This is a genomic window from Marinobacter shunpengi, from assembly GCF_045449715.1.
In the GTDB taxonomy this organism is placed as follows: domain Bacteria; phylum Pseudomonadota; class Gammaproteobacteria; order Pseudomonadales; family Oleiphilaceae; genus Marinobacter.
Window position 1 is genome coordinate 1 of the sequence record NZ_JBJJLA010000013.1, and the last position, 22,825, is coordinate 22,825.

A 22,825-nucleotide genomic window follows, 5' to 3' on the forward strand; every position below is an offset into this window, starting at 1 on the left:
TGGCCGTTGACAGGAATCGGTGAGGCTGTAGAATGCGCCCCACTTCGACGGACACGGCCCATGAGGCTTGAACGGGAAGGCGAAGTAAGCGGTTGTTTGATTTGGGTTTTTGCGGTTCAGGTCTTCTTCGGGAGCGGCGTTAAAAACCTTGAAATAATCGTTGACAAGGTGGCGATCTGATGTAGAATACGCGGCCTTGATTGAGCAGATGCTCAACGCTCTTTAACAAGTTGACCAAGTAATTCGTGTGGGCGCTGGCCGAGACTATCTGGCGACAGATAATCGAGGCAAGCGACTCGTCGAGAATGAGTTTTGTCTTGAGCAAGATTAGAGATCTTCGGATCTTGTATGATTTAAACTGAAGAGTTTGATCATGGCTCAGATTGAACGCTGGCGGCAGGCCTAACACATGCAAGTCGAGCGGAAACAGGGGGAGCTTGCTCCCCGCTGTCGAGCGGCGGACGGGTGAGTAATGCATAGGAAACTGCCCAGTAGTGGGGGATAGCCCGGGGAAACCCGGATTAATACCGCATACGCCCTTCGGGGGAAAGCAGGGGATCTTCGGACCTTGCGCTATTGGATGTGCCTATGTCGGATTAGCTAGTTGGTGGGGTAATGGCCTACCAAGGCGACGATCCGTAGCTGGTCTGAGAGGATGATCAGCCACATCGGGACTGAGACACGGCCCGAACTCCTACGGGAGGCAGCAGTGGGGAATATTGGACAATGGGGGCAACCCTGATCCAGCCATGCCGCGTGTGTGAAGAAGGCTTTCGGGTTGTAAAGCACTTTCAGCAAGGAGGAAAACGTGTTGGCTAATACCCAGCATGCTTGACGTTACTTGCAGAAGAAGCACCGGCTAACTCCGTGCCAGCAGCCGCGGTAATACGGAGGGTGCAAGCGTTAATCGGAATTACTGGGCGTAAAGCGCGCGTAGGCGGTTTGATAAGCGGGATGTGAAAGCCCTGGGCTTAACCTGGGAACGGCATTCCGAACTGTCAGGCTAGAGTATGGTAGAGGGTAGTGGAATTTCCTGTGTAGCGGTGAAATGCGTAGATATAGGAAGGAACACCAGTGGCGAAGGCGGCTACCTGGACCAATACTGACGCTGAGGTGCGAAAGCGTGGGGAGCAAACAGGATTAGATACCCTGGTAGTCCACGCCGTAAACGATGTCTACTAGCCGTTGGGACTCTTGAAGTCTTAGTGGCGCAGTTAACGCACTAAGTAGACCGCCTGGGGAGTACGGCCGCAAGGTTAAAACTCAAATGAATTGACGGGGGCCCGCACAAGCGGTGGAGCATGTGGTTTAATTCGACGCAACGCGAAGAACCTTACCTGGCCTTGACATGTTGGGAACTTTCCAGAGATGGATTGGTGCCTTCGGGAACCCAAACACAGGTGCTGCATGGCCGTCGTCAGCTCGTGTCGTGAGATGTTGGGTTAAGTCCCGTAACGAGCGCAACCCTTATCCCTAGTTGCCAGCACATCATGGTGGGAACTCTAGGGAGACTGCCGGTGACAAACCGGAGGAAGGTGGGGATGACGTCAGGTCATCATGGCCCTTACGGCCAGGGCTACACACGTGCTACAATGGCGCGCACAGAGGGCTGCAACCCCGCGAGGGTGAGCTAATCTCATAAAACGCGTCGTAGTCCGGATCGCAGTCTGCAACTCGACTGCGTGAAGTCGGAATCGCTAGTAATCGCGAATCAGAATGTCGCGGTGAATACGTTCCCGGGCCTTGTACACACCGCCCGTCACACCATGGGAGTGGATTGCACCAGAAGTGGTTAGTCTAACCTTCGGGAGGACGATCACCACGGTGTGGTTCATGACTGGGGTGAAGTCGTAACAAGGTAGCCGTAGGGGAACCTGCGGCTGGATCACCTCCTTAACGATAGCTGGAGGTTTCGGTCAGAGTCCACACGAATTACTTGGTCAATGAGAAGAGAGCAAAGGGTCTTTCGGGCCCGACTTGGCTTGTTTGTGACAAGCAAAACCGGGTCTGTAGCTCAGGTGGTTAGAGCGCACCCCTGATAAGGGTGAGGTCGGTGGTTCAAGTCCACCCAGACCCACCAAAATTGACCAGCTCGTCGTTGCGCCAGGACTCGCGTACTGATGTACGCTTCACCTTGGCGCGCCTAGATCTGATCAATTTTCCGAGTACGGCGAGTGAACACGGTTTGCCGGCTTGGTGAGTGGCTGATATTAGGGGCCATAGCTCAGCTGGGAGAGCGCCTGCCTTGCACGCAGGAGGTCGGCGGTTCGATCCCGCCTGGCTCCACCAAAACCTGGTCGACGATCCCTGAATACCTGACGCAAGTCAGTGTGCAGAAACAAGTGTTTCGAATTGATGACCATCGAAGCCCTTCTTTCTGATCACTGGGTCAGAATTGCTCTTTAACAATTCGGATGAGATTGAAACACGAGATTGATTCTTCTAGTTCAGAGTCAATCTCAGCGATAACGATCAAGCGTTATCCGGTGTGTCGTTGAAGTGGTTGTTTATAGCTTCAGTCGGCTGTCTCTGAATCTCGTCGAGAAGCGAGAAATGGTGAATCACTTCGGTGGTTGGCGATTTCCTGTTGAACGATGAGGCGCAGGTCAGTTGTCTTGGGGTTATATAGTCAAGCAACTAAGCGCATACGGTGGATGCCTTGGCAGTCAGAGGCGATGAAAGACGTGGAAGCCTGCGATAAGGCTCGGGGAGCTGGCAAACAAGCTGTGATCCGGGCATCTCTGAATGGGGAAACCCACCGACTTTCGGGTCGGTATCTTACACTGAATCCATAGGTGTAAGAGGCGAACCGGGGGAACTGAAACATCTAAGTACCCCGAGGAAAAGAAATCAACCGAGATTCCCTTAGTAGCGGCGAGCGAACGGGGACCAGCCCTTAAGCTGGACGACTGGTAGGAGAAGGTTCTGGAAAGGACCGCCATAGTGGGTGATAGCCCCGTATCCGAAACCTGAGTTCAGTGAAATCGAGTAGGACGGGTCACGTGTAATCCTGTCTGAACATGGGGGGACCATCCTCCAAGGCTAAATACTCCTGACTGACCGATAGTGAACCAGTACCGTGAGGGAAAGGCGAAAAGAACCCCTGTGAGGGGAGTGAAATAGACCCTGAAACCGTATGCGTACAAGCAGTCGGAGCCCCTTCGTGGGGTGACGGCGTACCTTTTGTATAATGGGTCAGCGACTTATGTTCAGTGGCGAGGTTAACCGTGTAGGGGAGCCGTAGGGAAACCGAGTCTGAATAGGGCGACTTAGTCGCTGGGCATAGACCCGAAACCGGGCGATCTATCCATGAGCAGGGTGAAGGTGCCGTAACAGGCACTGGAGGCCCGAACCCACTGTCGTTGAAAAGCCAGGGGATGACTTGTGGATCGGAGTGAAAGGCTAATCAAGCCCGGAGATAGCTGGTTCTCCCCGAAAGCTATTTAGGTAGCGCCTCGGACGAATACCACTGGGGGTAGAGCACTGTTTCGGCTAGGGGGTCATCCCGACTTACCAACCCGATGCAAACTCCGAATACCAGTGAGTACTATCCGGGAGACACACAGCGGGTGCTAACGTCCGTTGTGGAGAGGGAAACAACCCAGACCGCCAGCTAAGGTCCCCAAGTACCAGTTAAGTGGGAAACGATGTGGGAAGGCTCAGACAGCTAGGAGGTTGGCTTAGAAGCAGCCATCCTTTAAAGAAAGCGTAATAGCTCACTAGTCGAGTCGGCCTGCGCGGAAGATGTAACGGGGCTCAAACTGGTCACCGAAGCTGCGGCTGCATACGCAAGTATGCGGGGTAGGGGAGCGTTCTGTAAGCCTGCGAAGGTGTGTCGAGAGGCATGCTGGAGGTATCAGAAGTGCGAATGCTGACATGAGTAACGATAATGGGGGTGAAAAACCCCCACGCCGGAAGACCAAGGGTTCCTGCGCAACGCTAATCGGCGCAGGGTGAGTCGGCCCCTAAGGCGAGACCGAAAGGTGTAGTCGATGGGAAACGGGTTAATATTCCCGTACCTTGGGTAGCTGCGATGGAGAGACGGAGAAGGCTAGGTGAGCCGGGCGACGGTTGTCCCGGTTTAAGCGTGTAGGAAGGGGACTTAGGCAAATCCGGGTCCTCAATTCCGAGACGTGACGACGACTGCCCTTTCAGGGCGGGAAGTCATTGATGCCAGGCTTCCAGGAAAATCTTCTAAGCTTCAGGCTACTCGGGCCCGTACCCCAAACCGACACAGGTGGTCAGGGTGAGAATCCCAAGGCGCTTGAGAGAACTCGGGTAAAGGAACTAGGCAAAATGGTGCCGTAACTTCGGGAGAAGGCACGCCGGCGTTAGGTGAAACCCCTGCGGGTGGAGCCGAGGCCGGTCGAAGATACCAGGCCCCTGCGACTGTTTATTAAAAACACAGCACTGTGCTAACACGAAAGTGGACGTATACGGTGTGACGCCTGCCCGGTGCCGGAAGGTTAATTGATGGGGTTAGTCCTCGGACGAAGCTCTTGATCGAAGCCCCGGTAAACGGCGGCCGTAACTATAACGGTCCTAAGGTAGCGAAATTCCTTGTCGGGTAAGTTCCGACCTGCACGAATGGCGTAACGATGGGGGCGCTGTCTCTACCCGAGACTCAGTGAAATTGAAATCGCCGTGAAGATGCGGTGTATCCGCGGCTAGACGGAAAGACCCCGTGAACCTTTACTATAGCTTCACAGTGAACTTTGAGCATGTTTGTGTAGGATAGCTGGGAGGCTTTGAAACCGGGACGCCAGTTCCGGTGGAGCCAACCTTGAAATACCAGCCTGACATGTTTGAGGTTCTAACTTGGTCCCCTGATCGGGGATGAGGACACTGTGTGGTGGGTAGTTTGACTGGGGCGGTCTCCTCCCAAAGCGTAACGGAGGAGCACAAAGGTGGGCTAAGCATGGTCGGACATCATGCGGTTAGTGTAATGGCACAAGCCCGCTTAACTGCGAGACAGACACGTCGAGCAGGTACGAAAGTAGGTCATAGTGATCCGGTGGTTCTGTATGGAAGGGCCATCGCTCAACGGATAAAAGGTACTCCGGGGATAACAGGCTGATACCGCCCAAGAGTTCACATCGACGGCGGTGTTTGGCACCTCGATGTCGGCTCATCACATCCTGGGGCTGAAGCCGGTCCCAAGGGTATGGCTGTTCGCCATTTAAAGTGGTACGCGAGCTGGGTTTAGAACGTCGTGAGACAGTTCGGTCCCTATCTGCCGTGGACGTTGGAGATTTGAGGAAAGCTGCTCCTAGTACGAGAGGACCGGAGTGGACGAACCTCTGGTGTTCGGGTTGTCACGCCAGTGGCACTGCCCGGTAGCTATGTTCGGACGGGATAACCGCTGAAGGCATCTAAGCGGGAAGCCCCTTCCAAGATGAGATCTCCCCGGGCCCTCGAGGCCCCTGAAGAGCCGTTCAAGACCAGGACGTTGATAGGCCGGGTGTGTAAGCGCTGCGAGGCGTTGAGCTAACCGGTACTAATTGCTCGTGCGGCTTGACTATATAACACCCAAGACAACTGCGATAACCTTGATCGTAAAGCACTTCAATCTCATCCATCCCAGTGATCAACCGTTTTGCCTGACGACCATAGCGGTCTGGAACCACCTGATCCCATCCCGAACTCAGCAGTGAAACAGACCAGCGCCGATGGTAGTGTGGCGTTGCCCATGCGAGAGTAGGTCATCGTCAGGCTCTTAATCCCAAAACCCCGACAGCTAACGCTGCCGGGGTTTTTTATTGGCCGTTAGAAAGAGATGACCTACGAGAGTGTGAGCCTCGGTGCCCGACAGGGCAGGCGACGCGCAGCGTTGCCAGGGGCGAACGCCCGGAGCGTCTCGCGAAGGGCCGGGTCATCGTCGCCCTGCGCAGCAGGGCCTGGGGGCCACACCAAAACTCCTCGGCGCCCTGCGAGCGCTACCCCTCTCCCCAGCCCTCTCCCTCAGGGGGAGAGGGAGTAAGTCTGTGCAAACCGGCAACGGGGGCACTCAATACTCACCATAAAAAAGCCCCGACACCAACCGGCATCAGGGCTTTACACTCCGTTAAAAGCAGCCTCTCAGCCCCGCAATCCCCCAAACCGCTTCAAACAAACGCCATCCAGGGCACCGTCCACACCCCGAAGATCACCATCGCAGCCCCGGCAACCTGCCGAAACCAGCGGTTGGTGCGAAGTGCCTGTATCCAGGTAGCTGCGAGACCGGTGCCCAGCATGGACGGCAGTGTTCCCAGGCCGAAGAACAGCATGGTGAGAGCCGCCGCAGGAACGGTGGGTTGCAAGGCGGCCCAGCCCAGGGTGCTGTAGACCAGTCCGCAGGGTAACCAGCCCCAGAGTGTGCCCAGCAGGAGCGCCTGGAATGGGTTGCGGACGGGTAGCAGCTTGCCGGTAATGGGCTGCAGGCGCCGCCAGACCGGCGCCCCGATCCGTTCAATGTGGCGTATGCCGTTCCACCACTGGCCCATGGAAAGCCCCATGAGGACAAGGAGCAGCCCCGCCAATGTCCTCAGGGGTGGTCCCAGGCTGCTCCAGGTGCCAGTGGCACTGACGCTGAGCCAGGCGATGAGGGTTGCGATAACCACATAGGAGGCGATACGCCCGCCGTTGAAGGCGAGCAGCATGGAGAGTTGACGCAACCGAAAACCGCGACCCACCGGCAGGCTCATGGACAGTGACGCACTGATGCCACCGCACATGCCCAGGCAGTGGGTACTGCCCAGGAGGCCAATAACAAAGGCGGCGGGGTAGCTCAGTGCCAGGTCGTTCAAGGTCAGGCCTTTGGCTCGTTCCGTTCGTCCTGATCGACAGTGCGCCCGGTTTCGGCTCGGGCGACGTCCCGGGGCTGCTTGGCGTCGTCGGGGATCATGTCCCGATCATCGTCGTAGAGGATGCGGTGCGCCGGGCCTTCCAGGTCGTCATACTGGCCATTTTTTACCGCCCAGTTAAACAGCAGGATACCGGCGGTCACCAGCAGCAATGTGATGGGAATGAGTATGAGGACTATATTCACCAGCTAATCACCTCTATCCGCCCGTGGCGGACATCTTGTGTTGGCCCTGTTCGCCAGGTTCGGGGAGAGACGCTTCCGTCTCCCTCCTGGCATCCTGGCTGAGCCTGAGTGCATTGAGGACCACCACCAGCGAACTCAGCGACATGCCGATGGCCGCCAGCCAGGGTGGTACAAGGCCGGCAGCCGCCAGTGGCAGGGCCAGCAGGTTGTAACCCAGTGCCCACAGCATGTTCTGCCGGATGATACGCCGCGTATCCCGGCTGGCGTCAATGGCCCTGGCCAGGAGCGACAGCCTGCCACTGAGCAGGATGGCATCCGCCCGGTATTGGGTCAGGTCGGTGGCGGAGCCCATGGCCACGGACACGGTGGCACCCGCCATGGAAGGCAGGTCATTCAGGCCATCTCCCACCATCATGATCTTCCTGTCCTCGTCCGCCAACCCCTGCAGGTACGATAACTTGGCTTCCGGGGAGGCACCGCCAATCGCCCGGTCGATGCCCAGTTCCCTGGCCACCCGATCCACGTGGCCGGAACGGTCACCACTCAGCATGATGGTCGCAATTCCCCGGGACTGTAACGTGTGGATGGCGTCCCGGGCATCGTCCCGGATCCGGTCATCGATCAGGAAGCATGCCTCGACCTGGCCGTCCACCGACAGCCACAGGTCGATGCCGGCGTCATCCTCCGGCATCGGGGGAGGGGCTGTCGTTGTATGGGTGGCGATAAACTCCCGATGACCGATGGCCACGGGTCGACCCTGCCATTGGCCGGTCAGGCCCTCCCCGAGATAATTGTGGACGTCGGATACCTCCTCGGCGGACATTCCGGCGAATACCCGACTGATCGGATGTTCCGAATGCCGCTCCAGTCCCGCAGCCACCGCCAGGGCCTGTCCGGACGACAGTGACCCCAGCGGCCTTGTGTCCAGCAGATGCAGCCTGCCTTCGGTCAGGGTGCCGGTCTTGTCGAAGACAATGGTGTCGATCTCTCCCAGGGATTCCAGGGTGTGGCCCCTGGTGGGCAGGAAGCCCAGCTTCCGCAGTGTCAGCGTGGCGCTGGTCAGGGCCGTGGGGGTGGCCAGTGACAGGGCGCAGGGGCAGGTTACCACCAGCACCGACAGGGTGATATCGAAGGCATGGTCGGAGCCGGCCAGCCACCAGCCCAACCAGACCAGGGGCGCAATCACCAGTACACGGCTGACAAAGACAGCGGCGATTCGGTCCGCCATCCTGGCCACCCGTGGCTTGTCGGACTGTACCCGGTCGAGGATCCTCAGGATGCCCGATAGACGGGTACGGCTGCCGGTCCGCGATACCTCGATTTCCAGTGGGTTCTCGCCGTTGATACTGCCGGCAAACACCTCGTCACCCGGTTGGTGGGATTCCGGCAGGTATTCGCCGGTCAGGGCCGCCTCGTTAAGTGTGGAGCGGCCATGGACGATGACACCATCCACCGCCAGGGTCTCCCCGGGTTTCACCCGAATACGATCGCCTGCCTGTAGCTGGTGGGCCGGCACCACTTCCGATTCCCCGTCACGGACCAGTGTGGCTATCCGGGGCTGGTAGTCGCCCAGGGCCTTGCCGGTGAGCCCCGCGCGGTAGCGTGCCCTGGTCTCGATGTAGCGGCCCAGTGACAGGAAGAAGGTGAACATGCAGACCGACTCGAAATACACCTCCCCGCCACCTGAGACGGTGACCCAGGCGCTGGCGATGTAGGCCAGGCCAATGGCGGTGGCCACGGGTACATCCATGGTGAAGTGCCGGGCCTTCAGGTCGCGGATGGCATTGGTGAAAAACGGGCGGGCGCTGTAGGCCACCACCGGGGTGGCCACCAAGAGGCTGAACCAGCGGAAGAGCTGGATAAACTCCGGCGTCACGTCGCTGATCATGTCGAAATACAGTGGGATCGCGAGCATCATGCTCTGCATGGTGCCGATACCGGCCACCAGCAGGCGGATAATGGCGGAACGGTTTTCGGCCTTCAGGGCCTGTTCGGCTTCATCCGCGTGATAGGGGGAGGCCGTGTAGCCCAATTCCTGGATGGCGATCAGCAGGTCACTGAGACGGGTCTCGTCCGGTGACCAGACGAGCCTTGCCCGCTGGGTGGTATGGTTGATGGAAAACGCCTCCACACCCGGGTACCGGGCCAGGTGCTTCTCCAACAGCCAGATACAGGCCGCGCAGGTGATGCCCCCGATCAGCAGTTGTGCTTCCATGGCGCCCCTGACCGGGGCCACGAACGACTCCTGGGCGGCGGGATGGTCCAGCTCCCGAAGCCGTTCCAGGTCCGGTTCGGAGAGTGAGCGCGGGGTTGCCGCCGGCGCCGTGCGGAACTCGTAGAAACCATCCAGTCCCTCCTGGTGGATGGTTTCGAATACCGAGCGACAGCCGTGACAGCAGAACACCCGTTCTGGATGTGCCTGATCGGGGAGGATGGCCCCGGCGGACCGGACGGGCTCACTGCAATGGAAGCAGGAAAGCGTATCAGCCACGGTCCGAGTCATCGGGGCGCAACGTTATCCCGGACTCAACAGGAAAACGCCCCTCACCCTTGATACGCCAGTCAGCGGATGGGCCACTCAGGTCAAGGTACCAGCGACCATCAATATTGCCGGCAATCTGGCCCCGGTAGAGGCCGGGGCTGACAGACCGGAGTTGTATTACCCGGTCCTCCTTACCCAGGGTCGGGTGGAACAGTTGCAGGACCAGGTACTCCGGTGCCACCGCAGTGGCCGCGCTGCTCTCCAGGGTAACCTCCAGTTGGCGCTGGGACTGACGGATACGGGCTTCCAGACCCAGATCCGACGCCAGGACATACCGGGCCATGGACTGGTTGATGCCAAGCCCCTCCTTGGAATAGTCGTCCACCACCATGGAGCTCTGTGTGTTCAGGGCTATGGTAATGGCGATGATGCAGTAGGTAATGGACATCGCCGGAAACAGTACCAGGAACCAGAACCAGGGCTGTCGGTACCAGGGGCGGTTGGCTTCGTCGCTGTGGGTATTCGCGGTGTCGGACATGGTGTACTCGTTTCAGGGAACAGGTCACCCGGCCCCGGGGCCGGGCTGGTGGTCAGCGGGGTCTTGGACCAATGAACTGACTATCGGTTTCATCGGACACGTTGGTGGTGTCAAGGGCTTCTATGCGGAAGGTGATCCCGGTATTGATGTCTTCCAGGTCTTCCGGGTCCACCTCAACCACCACCGGCACCGATCGGTGACCGCTGGCATCAACGCTGACCGGGTCACTTCCGCGGAGCAGCCTGGCCGACTCGATCCCGTTGACTTCAATACGATACTCCCGCGGATCTTCCGACAGGTTGTTGATCTTCAGCGTGTAGGTGTTCTCCACCCAGCCCCGGCCATTGTAATTGAACATGGCGCCCCGGTCGCGGATCACATCCAGATCTACCGGTACCCGGGTGGCAATGGTAACCGCAACCGCGGTGATCATGAGCATCAGCAATGCCCCGTATCCGAAGGTGCGCGGGCGAAGCAGTTTCGAGCTTTTACCTTCCAGTTCGTTCTCCGTGGTGTAACGGATCAGGCCACGGGGGTATTCCATCTTGTCCATAACGCTGTCGCAGGCGTCAATGCACAGGGCACAGCCGATGCATTCATATTGCAGGCCGTCCCGTATATCGATGCCGGTGGGGCAGACCTGCACACAGAGACCGCAATCGATACAGTCGCCCAGCCCGATTTCCTCCCGGTCGGCGGACTTCTTGCGGCTGCCCCGGGGCTCACCACGGTTGGGATCGTAGGAGACCACCCGGGTATTGCGGTCGAACATGACGGACTGGAAGCGGGCATACGGACACATATACAGGCACACCTGCTCGCGCATCCAGCCGGCGTTCATGTAGGTAGCCAGGGTGAAGAAGCCGACCCAGAAATACGCCCAGCCGTTGGCGTCCAGTGTTGCCAGGTCCGCCAGCAGGTCGCGGATGGGGTAGAAATACCCCACGAAGGTCAGGCCGGTGGCCAGGGCAATCAGTAGCCAGGCAATGTGTTTCGCTGACTTACGCATGACCTTTTCAGGAGAGTTGGGGGCCTTGTCGAGTTTTATCCGCTTGTTACGGCTACCCTCGATACGCTCCTCAACCCACATGAAGATGAAGGTCCACACGGTTTGCGGGCAGGTGTAGCCGCACCAGACCCGGCCAAACAGGGTGGTGATAAAGAACAGTCCGAAGGCACAGATGATCAACATCGCCGCCAGCAGAAAGAAATCCTGGGGGTAGAAGGTGCCGCCGAAGAGATGGAACTCCCGGGCGGGCAGGTCGAAATGGATCAGCGGTTGACCGTCAAACGTCACCCACACGAACAGGAAGTACATGCCCATCAGGGCCATCAGGCTGAAGAAGCGGATACGCTGGAACAGGCCCGTTACTGCCCGCACGTAGATCTTCTTGCGGCTGGCGTAAAGCTCGACGGTTTCCGGCTTCTTTTTGTTGTTGTCGGAGGGGCCGTCAGTGTTCGGGTCTATTTCTTTGACCGGAATCTGACTGCTCATCAGTTACCTCCCGATGAAACAAGGTGACCAGCCCGTAGGCAGTGTGGTCCTTGGGGATCTTTTCAAGCCTGGGTCCGTGGTGGCAGGCCCAGGGTTGAAAAGACACCGGGCGCCGCAGGGCGACGCCGGAGACTTCAGTCGTTGGAAAGGCTGTACACGTAGGCGGCGAGGATATGGATCTTGTCGTCGCTCAGGCGTTCGCCCTGGGCAGGCATCTCGTTCTGACGACCGTAGAGTACGGTTTCCTCGATCCAGTCGTAGGTGCTGCCATACAGCCAGTTGTCGTCGGTCAGGTTGGGGGCACCAAAGGCATAATTACCCGTGCCATCGGCGCCATGGCATGACGCGCAGGCCTGGGCGAAGACTTCCTCTCCCGCTTCTGCCGACGCTGCGTCCTGTTCACGGCCACTGAAACTCAGCACGTAGTTTACCACCTGGTCCACCTGCTCGGAGGTCATATTGGGCATCATGCCTTTTGCTGGCATGTTGCCCTTACGGCCATCGTGGATGGTCTGTACGATGGTTTCCGGGTCACCGCCATGGAGCCAGGCATCGTCCGTCAGGTTGGGGAAACCGATGGATCCCCGGGCCGCGGAGCCATGGCAGACAGCACAGTTGTTGGCGAACAGGCGCTGACCCATTTCATTGGCTTCTTCGTTCTGTGCCAACTCTGGAATCGGGACGTCGCCAAACTGGGCATAGATTTCATTGTAGCGGGCTTCCGCCTGCTGCATTTCCTCTTCCCACTGCTTTTCCTGACTCCAGCCGAGCAGGCCCTGCCAGTTACCGAGACCCGGGTACAGGGCCAGGTAGCCCAGTGAAAAGACACAGGTAGCGATAAACAGGTAAAACCACCATTTGGGCAAAGGGTTGTCATACTCCTCGATGCCATCGAAGGAGTGGCCAGTGGTTTTTTCAGTTTCGGTATCGGTCGTCTGGCTCTTGCGGGTTGCCCAAAGCAGCCACCAGCAGCCGAAAATGGTACCGAGCACGATCACACTGATCCAGATGCTCCAAAAGGTACTCATTGTTTCTTCTCCGTCTTGTCCTGTTTCAAAGTGCGGTCGGCGATGTCGTCATCGTCGAAGGGCAGATGTGCTGCCTCGTCGTTAGGCTTCTTGCGGTGGGCACTATAGGCCCACCAGACGATGCCAAAGAAGGCGATCATGACCAGAAGGGTCTGGATGCCTCTCAAAACATTAATATCCATCGACATCACCGCTTGTCTGAAATTACGGTACCCAGTTGCTGCAGGTAGGCGACCAGTGCATCAATTTCAAACTGCCCCTGGACCTGCTCGGCAGCGCCGGCGATCTGTTCATCGGTATAGGGCACGCCCAGTGTCTGCAGGGTTTTCATCTTCTGCGCCGTCTGGGTGTGATCTACCCGGTTCTCGAACAGCCAGGGGAACGCCGGCATGTTGGACTCCGGTACGACGCTGCGGGGGTCGTACAGGTGCATCCGCTGCCAGGCGTCGGAGTAACGGCCGCCGACACGGGCCAGGTCGGGGCCGGTACGCTTGGAGCCCCACAGGAACGGGCGGTCATAGACAAACTCGCCCGCCACGGAGTAGTGGCCATAACGTTCGGTTTCCGCCCTGAAGGGGCGGATCATCTGGGTATGGCACACATGGCAGCCTTCCCGGATATAGATATCCCGGCCTTCCAGTTCCAGCGCATCCAGCGGCTCAAGGCCGGCCACCGGTTCGTTGGTCTCTTTCAGGAAGAACAGGGGAACGATCTCAACCAGGAAGCCGCCGCTGATCACCAGCAGGATCAGCACAGACATCAGGCCAATGTTCTTTTCTACAATCTCGTGTTTCATCTTGCGTATCGCTCCTGATCAGGCCGGCTGTGCCGCGACGTTGTCGGCCGCAACCGCGTCTTTCTGGCGGATGGTCATCCAAACGTTCCAGGCCATGACCAGCATGCCGCTCAGGAAGATGACGCCCCCGATAAAGCGGACCAGATAACCGGGCCAGGAAGCCTCAAGGGCCTGTACGAAGCTGTACGTCAGGGTGCCGTCTTCGTTCACCGCACGCCACATCAGGCCCTGCATGATGCCGTTGACCCACATGGCGACGATGTACAGGACGGTGCCGACAGTGGCCAGCCAGAAGTGCACGTTGATCAGGCCAATGCTGTACATCTCCTTGATGCCCCACAGTTTCGGGATCAGGTGATAGATTGCGCCGATACTGATCATGGCAACCCAGCCCAGGGCGCCGGAATGAACGTGTCCGATGGTCCAGTCGGTGTTATGGGACAGGGCGTTGACGGTCTTGATGGCCATCATCGGACCTTCAAAGGTGGACATGCCGTAGAAGGACAGGGACACCACCAGGAAGCGCAGGATCGGATCGGTACGCAGCTTGTGCCAGGCACCGGACAGGGTCATCATGCCGTTGATCATGCCGCCCCAGGAGGGTGCCAGCAGGATCAGTGACATGATCATGCCCGCGGTCTGCGCCCAGTCTGGCAGTGCCGAGTAGTGCAGGTGGTGGCCGCCGGCCCAGACGTAGGTGGCAATCAGCGCCCAGAAGTGCACGATGGACAGGCGATAGGAGTAGACCGGGCGGTTGGCCTGTTTGGGAACGAAGTAGTACATCATGCCCAGGAAGCCGGCGGTCAGGAAGAAGCCCACGGCGTTGTGGCCCCACCACCACTGCATCATGGCATCGGTGACACCCGCATAGGCGGAGTAGGACTTGAACAGGGAGGCGGGCAACGCCAGGTTGTTACCAATGTGCAGCACCGCAACGGTGATAATGAAGGCACCGTAGAACCAGTTGGCCACATAGATGTGGGGAGCGCTACGTTTCATGATGGTGCCAAAGAACACGATGGCGTAGGACACCCAGGTGACCAGGATCAGCAGGTCGATCGGCCATTCCAGTTCAGCGTATTCCTTGGTGGAGGTAAGGCCGAGGGGCAGGGTGATAACCGCTGCTATCAGAACGGCCTGCCAGCCCCAGAAGGTGAAGGCCGCGAGACCGTCAGAAAAGAGGCGTGCCTGACAGGTACGCTGGACAACGTAATAGGACGTCGCAAACAGGGCACTACCGCCGAAACCGAAGATCACGGCATTGGTGTGCAGTGGCCGCAGCCGGCCGAAATGGGTCCAGGGCAGGTCGAGGTTCAATTGTGGCCACACCAGCTGCGATGCAATGATCACACCCAGCGACATGCCCACAATACCCCATACCACCGTCATGATGGCGAACTGTCTCACCACCTTGTAGTTGTATGTCAGGTCTGCATTCACTGTGCTCATAGCCTTACCAATGGATTCAGGGGTGGGAAAGAAATCGGCGCAAGTATGGAGAAACGCTAACCCGTTTGCAATGACTCAGATCAACTCCGCTGGCCACGGTAATGCCGCTTAAATCAGTGTGATGGCGAATCTGTTCAATGTCGGAGTGATGTACAATTCGCGGGATTTTTCGATATTCATCAATAGTTCCCGCAACGTAACCGGGGCAACAACAGGCACCGGTCTGGTTGCGCCTGCCGGTAGACCTGTAAAGAGGAGGGTAGTTCCTCAGATGGAGCTTGCAAGATGACATATTGGCTTTTCGACAATGCCAACGACGCGCCGGACAGCGCACCGGTGATACTTCTGGCCCATGGCGCGGGGGTGGGGTATGACAGCCCCTTTATGGAACGGCTGGCCTGGTCACTGAGTGCCAACGGTGTCAGCGTGGCGCGCTTCGAGTTTCCCTATATGCAGAAACGCCGCGAGGACGGCCGCAAACGGCCACCAGATCGCCAGCCGGTGTTGCTGGAGCATTTCGAGTCGATGGTCCGTCAGTGTCGCAGGAACATTGGCGACCAGCGGACGCTGGTGGTGGCGGGAAAATCCATGGGCGGCCGCATGGCCTCCCTGTTGGCGGTGACTCCAGGAATGCCGGAACAGATCCAGGGGGTGGCCTGTTTTGGCTATCCGTTCCATCCACCGGGCAAGCCGGATAAATGGCGTACCGGGCACTTTCCGGAGGTCGCCGTACCCATGGCGATCTTCCAGGGCACCCGGGATCCGTTCGGAAAGCCGAATGAACTCGCGGACCACGGACCGCTGCCAGCCCATGTCCGGTTGCAATGGCTCGACGGCGGCAATCATGACCTGCGGCCTCTGAAGAAGCAGGGCCTGGGTGCGGATGCCCTCATTGACGAGTCGGCCAGACGGGCGGCTGCTTTTGTCCGTTCCCTCGGGTAGGCTGTCGTCCTTTTATGGCCGTTGCTGAATAGGTGCATGATGGATTCTCCCCTGAACAAACTGCTGCTTTACTGCCGCCCGGGCTTCGAGGCGGAAGCCGGGCGTGAGTTGACCGATGCCGCAGCCTCCCTCGGAGCCTGGGGCTACTTCCAGCCCGCCGAGGGTATGGGATGGCTGGAGTTCACGCTGGCCGGCGGTATGGATGCACCGGCGCTGCTGTCCGACCTGCCGTTGAGTACCCTGGTCTTCGTGCGCGACTGGATGGTTGTGGTGGCGGATGTTGAATTGCCGGCAACGGACCGGGTTGGTGCCGTGCTTGACGCAGTGCGTTACGCCGGGGCCGACGCTGTCTCGGGCTGTGACCGACTTGAGGTGCGGGTACCGGAAAACAACAGCGATGCGGACCTGAGTCGCTTTAGCCGCAAGTGGGTGGCACCCCTGTCCCGCGCCCTCCGGGGTGCAGGCCTGCTTGGTGATGGAGGCGGCGATGGTGACCGCCTTGAGTTGCTGCTGGTGGACTTTTCCCGGGTGATCATCGGCATCAGCCCGGTGAACAACCGGGCACGCTGGCCTATGGGAATTCCACGACTGAAGCTGTCCGAAGCAGCGCCCAGCCGGTCAGCACTGAAGCTCGAAGAAGCCTGGAAGGTGCTGTTGCCGGAGGGCAGGGCGCTGGATTATCTGGGGGGCGGCAAGACCGGGGTTGACCTGGGGGCCGCGCCAGGGGGCTGGACCTGGCAGCTCGTACAGCAGGGGATGACCGTGACCGCAGTGGACAATGGCCCCATGGACGATGCCCTCATGGCAACCGGCATGGTGACCCACATCCAGTCAGATGGTTACCTGTGGCGTCCGAAACGTGCGGTGGACTGGATGGTCTGCGATATCGTGGACAAGCCACGGCGGACCGCCACCATGGTCAGCGACTGGTTTGCCGACCAGCTCTGCCGATACAGTGTCTTCAACCTCAAGCTACCCATGAAGCGCCGCTACGAGGAATGGCTGGTGTGCCGTGACCTGATCAGGGAACATCTGGCCGATGCCCCCTTCGCCGTCCGGTTACGGGCGCGTCAGCTATACCACGACCGGGAAGAGATTACCTGCTTTCTGGAGCGGACCGACTAGGTCAGCACTGTTCCAGGATGGTGATCTTTTCATCCTGGTCCATCATGGGTTTGATCTCGCTCAGCAACTGCTGGCGTTCCTCCGAATGATACCAGCGGTCCCAGTCCGCCTCGGAGCGCCAGTTGGCCAGGGTAATCCGGTGGTTGCGGTCCCTGGCGTCCACCAGGGTCTCGCCCGACACGAACCCCGGGGCGGTGACCGCGCTCTGCAGTATGAACCTTGAGCGGTCCTCGTAGGCGGATTCCAGGGATTCGGCGATATGACGTTCAATGATGACACGAATCATAGACACCTCAATGCTATACCGTTCAACGGGCGATGTGGTCTAAAATGGACCATCTAAACAGTAATTTAGCACCTGGACCGGGAATTACCATCAGGTTGTTGAGGCACCATGACGCGGGTGCCTGAAACAACCGCCCCGGGGCCGGGGTGCAAAGCCCGGGAGATAAGCATGGCCGAGTTACCGAATCAGGATGCCGAACTGGATGCCCGAGGCCTGATGTGCCCCGAGCCGGTCATGATGCTGCATAACCGGATTGCCGATGTGCCGGTGGGGGGCGTGCTACGGGTACTGGCCACGGACCCGTCCACCACGAGGGACATTCCCCGTTTCTGCCAGTTCCTGAACCATGAACTGGTGCGGCAGGAAGAGACCGGCGGCGAGTACCTGTTCTGGATTCGGCGGGGAGCTTAGCAGGCCCGCGAATCTAATCTGCCGCGACCTGCTGTTGTCCGGACACCCCCTGGAGCATGGAGCTGGCCCGCTCCAGGTGCTCCCGGAACTGGGCCAGGTCCATTTCCCCCAGCACCCGGAGATCCGTCTGCTCTTGCCCGTTGCCGTCGTAGAACAGGATGGCTGGTGGCCCGAACAGGCCGAGCTCGTCGAGAAGCGCCTGTTGTGATGGGGTATTGTCGGTCATATCGATCTGCAGCAGGGTATAGGGTGCCATGGCGGCAATCACGCCCGGCTTGCTGAATACCTCCCGCTCCATGATCTTGCAGGAGATGCACCAGTCCGCGTAGAAATCCAGGATCACCGGCTGCCCCTGGGCGCTGGCCTGGTCCAGCCTTGTCCGGATGGCATCCGGGTCTTCCAGGCGCTCGAACGGGGCGTGTTCGGTCGCGGTTGCGCCACTGCTGCTGGCCGACGACGCCATAAAGGGTGCCAGTGGTCTCATGGGGTTCGAGGCACCCGAGAGGGCGCCGGCAAGTAGCGCAAGCCCCCAGGCGAACAGGAGCAGGCCGGCACCTTTCCAGGTACGCTGCCATCCCGCCCGGGCCTGATCAAAGGCCCCCAGTTGCACGCCGGTGATGGCGGCCAGGACGCCCCAGAGTGTCAGTGCCAGCCAGGCCGGTACCAGCCGCTCCAGTAGCCAGATGGCCACGGCCAGCAACATCACCCCGTAGAAGGCCTTGACCACATTCATCCACGAGCCGGTCGTCGGCAGTAAGTGACGACCGCCCACGGCGACCAGGATCAGGGGAATGCCCATGCCCAGTCCCAGGGACAGCAGGGCAACCCCGCCCACCACCGCATCCTGGGTGGTGCTGATGTAAAGCAGGCTGCCCGCCAGGGGGGCGGATACACAGGGGGATACCACCAGGGCGGACAGTGCTCCAATGCCGAAGACGCTGGCGACACGACCGCCGCTGAGGTTCTGGCTGGCCTGACTCAGCCGGTTCTGGATGCCCTGGGGCAGTTGCAGGTCAAAGATATTGAACATGGCCAGGGCAAAGAGCACGAACAGGGCGGCGAAGCTGCCCAGCACCCAGGGAGACTGCAGGTGTGCCTGCAGGTTGAAGCTGGCCCCCAGCAGTCCGGTAATCACGCCGGCGGCGGCATAGGTAAGTGCCATGCCCAGCACATAGCTCAGGGCCAGCGCCAGCGCCTGCCCCGTGCTGCGGGTGTTCTGGCTGGACACCAGCGTGGAGATGATGGGCACCATGGGCAGTACGCAGGGCGTGAAGGTCAGCCCCAGCCCCAGCGCCAGGAAAACCAGCGCGATGATGGCCAGGGACTGCTCCGACAGGAACCCGGCCAGGCCAGTGGCGCTGTCCAGGTTGCCATCCGGGGTGGTGGTCGTGGCGCCGCCGGTCGGGCCGGAGCCTGCTGCCGCTGGCTCCTTTGACTGATCCTGGCTGGCATAGAACAACACTTCCCGGGTCTGTGGGGGGTAGCAAAGGCCTGCCTTGGCGCACCCCTGGTAGGTCACCTCCAGGGTTGCCTCGCGGACGCCCTCCGGCAGGTCCAGATCGACCCGGGCCTCCACCGGCTCATAGAACACGTTGACGGTGCCGAAGTAGGGGTCCTCCGTTTCCACGCCCGGCAGGGAGAAAGCCGGTTCTGACACACTGACCCCCTCGGTCAGCGTGGACACGGCAATACGCCCCCGGTACAGGTAATGGTCTGGCGCGATATCCCAGCTCAACAACACACCGGACTCGGTGTTGGTAAAGCTGAAGGGCAGCGCCTCGTCCACTGGCAGGAAGTCCTGGCCGCCCAGGCTGTTGCTGTTGAAGGAGGCCCAGCCGGTGCTTGCGGACAGGAGCGTGGCCAGGGTCAGCAGGAACAGTCGCAGGAGGTCAGCAGGAAAACGGGATATCAGTGGCATGGATGTCAATGTCTGTCGGTTGGCAGGCGAGCGTATCCGGAATGAAAGGAAAGACTGGCTTCGATCCGGAAAGTTCCCGGTTTTTGCAGGAATATATCCGGGATTTAGTCAAGGATCCCTTAATATCCCGCTGGCATTCCTTTCGTTAAAGACGCACAATAACGGACCCATGAATCACCGTCCAGAAGACCTTGTCACACTGTTCAACAGACTGTTCCTTGAAAGTACGGGAACGGAACTGGTTCGCGGTGGCGATGAGCCTGAATACCTTCCTGCTGGCGTAGCCGGTCGCTATGCTCAGGTAATCTTCGCCCACGGCTATTTCGCCAGCGCTCTCCATGAAATCAGTCACTGGTGTATCGCCGGCGAGCGTCGGCGGCAGTTGCCGGACTATGGTTACTGGTATTGTCCCGATGGCCGTACCCGTGAACAGCAAAGGTCTTTTGAACAGGTTGAGGTGAAGCCCCAGGCGATCGAGTGGCTGTTCGCCACCGCCTGCGGCAGCCACTTCCATATCAGCGTGGACAACCTGGATGGCGGCGGTGCCATTGATGAGGACGGATTCCGTCGCAATGTATACCGTCAGGCATGCCGGTACCTGGACCTGGGTCTTCCGGTCAGGGCGGAGCATTTCCTGGAGTCCCTGATGGATTTCTACGGCACAGGGGCGGACGAGTTCTGCCGATGGCGTGAACGCCATGCCTGGCTGGCGGATGAGTTACGCCGGCAGCCACACCATTTCACAACAGAAAGCGAAGCCTATGACGCAAGCTCCTGAATCTGGTAACACCACGGACAACGTGGCCAGTGCAAACGATGATACCGAACTGAAGCAGAGTGGAACCCGCTTCTCCGAACTGGGTCTCCACCAGCAATTGCAGGATGCCATCAGTGGTATCGGGTTTGAATACTGTACCCCGATCCAGGCGGAGACGTTGCCCTACACCCTGGCCTGTCATGACCTGATCGGGCAGGCTCAGACCGGTACCGGCAAGACCGCGGCTTTCCTGATCACCGCCATCCAGACGCTGCTGGAGACGCCGATCCCGGACAAGGACCGGTTTGCCTCCGAGCCCCGCGTACTGGCCCTGGCGCCGACCCGGGAACTGGCCATGCAGATTGCCAAGGATGCGGAACAGCTCTGCGAGCGGACAGGCCATCGCGTGGTGTCCGTGGTGGGTGGCATGAACTACGACAAGCAGCGGGAAGTGCTGAGGGAAGAGATCGTGGACATCCTGGTGGCTACACCGGGGCGCCTGATCGATTTCATGGGCACCCAGGATGTGTACCTGGACCAGGTGGATCTGCTGATCCTGGACGAGGCGGACCGGATGCTCGACATGGGCTTCATCCCGGACGTCAAGCGGATTATCCGCCAGTGCCCGCCCAAGGACGATCGCCAGACCCTCCTGTTCAGTGCCACTTTCAACCAGGACGTGCTGAACCTGGCGTCCATGTGGACACACGGTGCCGAGTTTATCGAGATCGAACCCCAGCAGAAGACCGCCGAGCGCGTGAAGCAGACGGTTTACCTGGTGTCCGAGGACCAGAAGCTGCCGGTGCTGGTGAATGCCCTGAAGCAGCAGGGGGTGGACAAGGCCATCGTCTTTGCCAACCGCCGCGACCAGTGCCGTGACCTGGAAGAAGACCTGAAGAACCAGGACGTCAAGGCGGCCCTGATGTCGGGCGAAATTCCCCAGAACAAGCGGCTGAAGACCCTCGACCAGTTCAAGAACGGCGATATCCAGGTACTGGTGGCCACGGATGTGGCGGGACGTGGTATCCATGTCGAGGGCGTGACCCACGTGTTCAACTACAACCTGCCGGACAATGCCGAGGATTATGTACACCGCATCGGCCGTACCGGTAGGGCGGGGGAGTACGGCATCTCCATCAGCTTTGCCAGCGAGGACGATGCCTTTGCCCTGCCGTCCATCGAGACCTACATCAGCCAGAAGCTGACCACGACGGTACCGGAGGAAGATCTGCTGCAACCGCTGGATAAACCACTGATCCAGCGTCGTCGTGGCCGTCGCCGGCCCAGTGGCGGCGGTGGTGGTCCCCGCGGTGGCAACCGGGGACGCCAGGGCGGTCGGCCCCGGTCGTCCGGTTCCCGCTAGCCCGGTTCCCGGCAGGCGGCCATGCTGCGTATCGTTGCCGACGAGAACATTCCGCTGCTGGAACCGTTCTGCGGCGGTCTGGGCAGCCTGACCCGGGTTAACGGCCGCACCCTTGGCCGGGAGCAGTTGATGGACGCCGACGTACTGCTGGTACGTTCGGTGACACGGGTGGACGCCAGCCTGCTGTCTGGCACGTCCGTCCGGTTTGTGGGCACGGCGACCATTGGCACCGACCATGTGGACACCGACTGGCTGGAGGAACAGGGCATTGCCTTTACTCCGGCGCCCGGCTGCAATGCCACCAGCGTGGTGCAGTATGTGTTATCGGTGCTCTCGCTGTTCCTGCTTCACCACCAACAACCGTCATTTGATGGTCTCACCGTGGGCGTGGTGGGCGCGGGCAATGTCGGCGGCGCCCTGGTGCGGAGTCTGCAGGCCCTGGGGGTGACAGTTCGGGTAAGCGATCCTCCATTGCAGGCAGAGGGGGCCGACCTGCCATTCGCCTCGCTGGAGGAGGTGCTCCAGTGCGATGTGATCTCCCTCCATACCCCCCTGACCAGGGATGGCCCCCATGGCACCGCCCATTTGCTGGATGAGGACCGGTTGTCGCGCCTGTGCGGCAACCAGTTGCTGATCAACAGCGGGCGAGGACCAGTCATCGACAATCAGGCGCTGCTGAGGCGTCTTGACGAACAGGACGCGCCCACCGTGGTACTGGATGTCTGGGAAAACGAGCCCGAGCCCCTGTCGGCGCTGGTGGCCCGTTGCTGGCTGGCGACACCCCACATTGCCGGTTACAGCCTGGAGGGCAAGAGCCGGGGCACGGAAATGGTGGCCAGGGCGCTACACCAGTGGGTAGGCCTGCCCATGGATACGGATCTGGCGACGGTGCTGCCGGCGCCCCCTTTGTCTGAGCTGCGGTTTACGGCCCGGGCAACCCCTATGGAGGCCCTGCACCGGGCTCTGATGGCCTGTTACGACCCGCGGGATGATGACGCCCGGTTACGGGCGGCGTATGCCCGTGTGGCAGGGCCTGGCTCCCCGGTGGGGCCGGCTTTTGACGGCCTGCGCAAGCAATACCCGGTGCGGCGTGAGCCCGCCAGCCTGAAGGTTGTAGTGCCGGCGGACAGCGGGCAGGGTGCCCTGCTGTCGGCGGCCGGCTTCCAGGTTATTGAAACCCCGGGCCCCTGAAGGCCCGGCACGATCGA

The 22,825-nt window shown here is 59.9% G+C and carries 18 protein-coding genes, 2 tRNA genes and 3 rRNA genes; 12 read left to right on the forward strand and 11 right to left on the reverse strand.

Annotation, left to right across the window (positions count from 1 at the left end; all coding sequences use genetic code 11):
* The 6 genes from ACJO3T_RS07335 to rrf all read left to right on the forward strand — a co-directional run.
* A partial coding sequence (locus ACJO3T_RS07335; RefSeq protein WP_406978166.1) for a hypothetical protein occupies positions 1 to 180 on the forward strand: 180 nt, incomplete at its 5' end.
* A 175-nt stretch (positions 181 to 355) separates the two neighbouring features.
* Positions 356 to 1,896 (forward strand): 16S ribosomal RNA (locus ACJO3T_RS07340).
* A gap of 107 nt (positions 1,897 to 2,003) precedes the next feature.
* Positions 2,004 to 2,080: transfer RNA gene (locus ACJO3T_RS07345), tRNA-Ile, on the forward strand.
* A 133-nt stretch (positions 2,081 to 2,213) separates the two neighbouring features.
* Positions 2,214 to 2,289: transfer RNA gene (locus tag ACJO3T_RS07350), tRNA-Ala, on the forward strand.
* Between the two features lie 338 nt (positions 2,290 to 2,627).
* Positions 2,628 to 5,522 (forward strand): 23S ribosomal RNA (locus tag ACJO3T_RS07355).
* A gap of 77 nt (positions 5,523 to 5,599) precedes the next feature.
* Positions 5,600 to 5,714: ribosomal RNA gene (gene rrf, locus ACJO3T_RS07360) — 5S ribosomal RNA — on the forward strand.
* The 16S, 23S and 5S rRNA genes sit together here with 2 tRNA genes alongside, the layout of an rRNA operon.
* Positions 5,715 to 6,104: 390 nt before the next feature.
* On the opposite strand, the gene ACJO3T_RS07365 is transcribed toward rrf, so the two are convergent.
* The 9 genes from ACJO3T_RS07365 to ccoN all read right to left on the reverse strand — a co-directional run bounded on the left by ACJO3T_RS07365 (position 6,105) and on the right by ccoN (position 14,815).
* Positions 6,105 to 6,785: a sulfite exporter TauE/SafE family protein gene (locus ACJO3T_RS07365; RefSeq protein ID WP_406978172.1), complete on the reverse strand. Its 681-nt coding sequence runs from the start codon at positions 6,783 to 6,785 to the stop codon at positions 6,105 to 6,107.
* 2 nt (positions 6,786 to 6,787) lie between these two features.
* Positions 6,788 to 7,027 (reverse strand): cbb3-type cytochrome oxidase assembly protein CcoS, encoded by a 240-nt coding sequence (gene ccoS / locus ACJO3T_RS07370; RefSeq protein WP_406978173.1) that lies wholly within the window; start codon positions 7,025 to 7,027, stop codon positions 6,788 to 6,790.
* 13 nt (positions 7,028 to 7,040) lie between these two features.
* Positions 7,041 to 9,518, reverse strand: coding sequence for a heavy metal translocating P-type ATPase (locus ACJO3T_RS07375; protein ID WP_406978174.1), 2,478 nt, complete (start codon positions 9,516 to 9,518; stop codon positions 7,041 to 7,043).
* Positions 9,511 to 10,047, reverse strand: a complete 537-nt coding sequence (locus ACJO3T_RS07380) for a FixH family protein (RefSeq protein ID WP_406978175.1) — start codon at positions 10,045 to 10,047, stop codon at positions 9,511 to 9,513. Before ACJO3T_RS07380 ends, ACJO3T_RS07375 begins: the two co-directional genes overlap by 8 nt.
* A 52-nt stretch (positions 10,048 to 10,099) precedes the next feature.
* On the reverse strand, positions 10,100 to 11,542 hold the full coding sequence (gene ccoG, locus ACJO3T_RS07385) for a cytochrome c oxidase accessory protein CcoG (RefSeq protein WP_406978176.1): 1,443 nt from the start codon (positions 11,540 to 11,542) through the stop codon (positions 10,100 to 10,102).
* 134 nt (positions 11,543 to 11,676) lie between these two features.
* Positions 11,677 to 12,570: a cytochrome-c oxidase, cbb3-type subunit III gene (ccoP, locus tag ACJO3T_RS07390; RefSeq protein WP_406978177.1), complete on the reverse strand. Its 894-nt coding sequence runs from the start codon at positions 12,568 to 12,570 to the stop codon at positions 11,677 to 11,679.
* The gene (locus ACJO3T_RS07395) at positions 12,567 to 12,752 is read right to left on the reverse strand and encodes a cbb3-type cytochrome oxidase subunit 3 (RefSeq protein ID WP_406963578.1); all 186 of its coding nucleotides are present in this window, start codon (positions 12,750 to 12,752) and stop codon (positions 12,567 to 12,569) included. Before ACJO3T_RS07395 ends, ccoP begins: the two co-directional genes overlap by 4 nt.
* A 5-nt stretch (positions 12,753 to 12,757) precedes the next feature.
* Positions 12,758 to 13,366 (reverse strand): cytochrome-c oxidase, cbb3-type subunit II, encoded by a 609-nt coding sequence (gene ccoO, locus ACJO3T_RS07400; protein WP_406963577.1) that lies wholly within the window; start codon positions 13,364 to 13,366, stop codon positions 12,758 to 12,760.
* Positions 13,367 to 13,384: 18 nt separating this feature from the next.
* A complete protein-coding gene (gene ccoN, locus ACJO3T_RS07405; protein WP_406978178.1) occupies positions 13,385 to 14,815 on the reverse strand; it encodes a cytochrome-c oxidase, cbb3-type subunit I in 1,431 nt (476 codons plus the stop codon).
* Positions 14,816 to 15,100: 285 nt separating this feature from the next.
* Here ccoN and ACJO3T_RS07410 point away from each other — a divergent pair, with 285 nt between their 5' ends.
* Positions 15,101 to 15,757 carry an alpha/beta family hydrolase gene (locus ACJO3T_RS07410; protein WP_406978179.1) on the forward strand — a complete coding sequence of 219 codons (657 nt, stop codon included), beginning with the start codon at positions 15,101 to 15,103 and terminating at the stop codon, positions 15,755 to 15,757.
* A 51-nt stretch (positions 15,758 to 15,808) separates the two neighbouring features.
* The gene (rlmM, locus tag ACJO3T_RS07415) at positions 15,809 to 16,882 is read left to right on the forward strand and encodes a 23S rRNA (cytidine(2498)-2'-O)-methyltransferase RlmM (protein ID WP_406963603.1); all 1,074 of its coding nucleotides are present in this window, start codon (positions 15,809 to 15,811) and stop codon (positions 16,880 to 16,882) included.
* A 1-nt stretch (position 16,883) separates the two neighbouring features.
* On the opposite strand, the gene ACJO3T_RS07420 is transcribed toward rlmM, so the two are convergent.
* Positions 16,884 to 17,168 carry an antibiotic biosynthesis monooxygenase family protein gene (locus ACJO3T_RS07420; protein ID WP_406963574.1) on the reverse strand — a complete coding sequence of 95 codons (285 nt, stop codon included), beginning with the start codon at positions 17,166 to 17,168 and terminating at the stop codon, positions 16,884 to 16,886.
* Between the two features lie 168 nt (positions 17,169 to 17,336).
* Between ACJO3T_RS07420 and tusA the strand changes: the two genes are divergently transcribed.
* On the forward strand, positions 17,337 to 17,579 hold the full coding sequence (tusA, locus tag ACJO3T_RS07425) for a sulfurtransferase TusA (RefSeq protein WP_406963573.1): 243 nt from the start codon (positions 17,337 to 17,339) through the stop codon (positions 17,577 to 17,579).
* Positions 17,580 to 17,592: 13 nt separating this feature from the next.
* On the opposite strand, the gene dsbD is transcribed toward tusA, so the two are convergent.
* Positions 17,593 to 19,497: a protein-disulfide reductase DsbD gene (gene dsbD / locus ACJO3T_RS07430; protein WP_406978180.1), complete on the reverse strand. Its 1,905-nt coding sequence runs from the start codon at positions 19,495 to 19,497 to the stop codon at positions 17,593 to 17,595.
* A 169-nt stretch (positions 19,498 to 19,666) separates the two neighbouring features.
* Between dsbD and ACJO3T_RS07435 the strand changes: the two genes are divergently transcribed.
* The 3 genes from ACJO3T_RS07435 to ACJO3T_RS07445 are packed head-to-tail and all read left to right on the forward strand — an operon-like array spanning position 19,667 to position 22,808.
* Complete coding sequence (locus tag ACJO3T_RS07435) at positions 19,667 to 20,275, forward strand: elongation factor P hydroxylase (protein WP_406963571.1); 609 nt, start codon at positions 19,667 to 19,669, stop codon at positions 20,273 to 20,275.
* Positions 20,259 to 21,617 (forward strand): DEAD/DEAH box helicase, encoded by a 1,359-nt coding sequence (locus ACJO3T_RS07440; RefSeq protein WP_406963570.1) that lies wholly within the window; start codon positions 20,259 to 20,261, stop codon positions 21,615 to 21,617. The genes ACJO3T_RS07435 and ACJO3T_RS07440 overlap by 17 nt, the downstream gene beginning before the upstream one ends.
* Before the next feature lie 24 nt (positions 21,618 to 21,641).
* Positions 21,642 to 22,808: a 4-phosphoerythronate dehydrogenase gene (locus ACJO3T_RS07445; protein WP_406978227.1), complete on the forward strand. Its 1,167-nt coding sequence runs from the start codon at positions 21,642 to 21,644 to the stop codon at positions 22,806 to 22,808.
* Positions 22,809 to 22,825 lie beyond the last annotated feature (17 nt).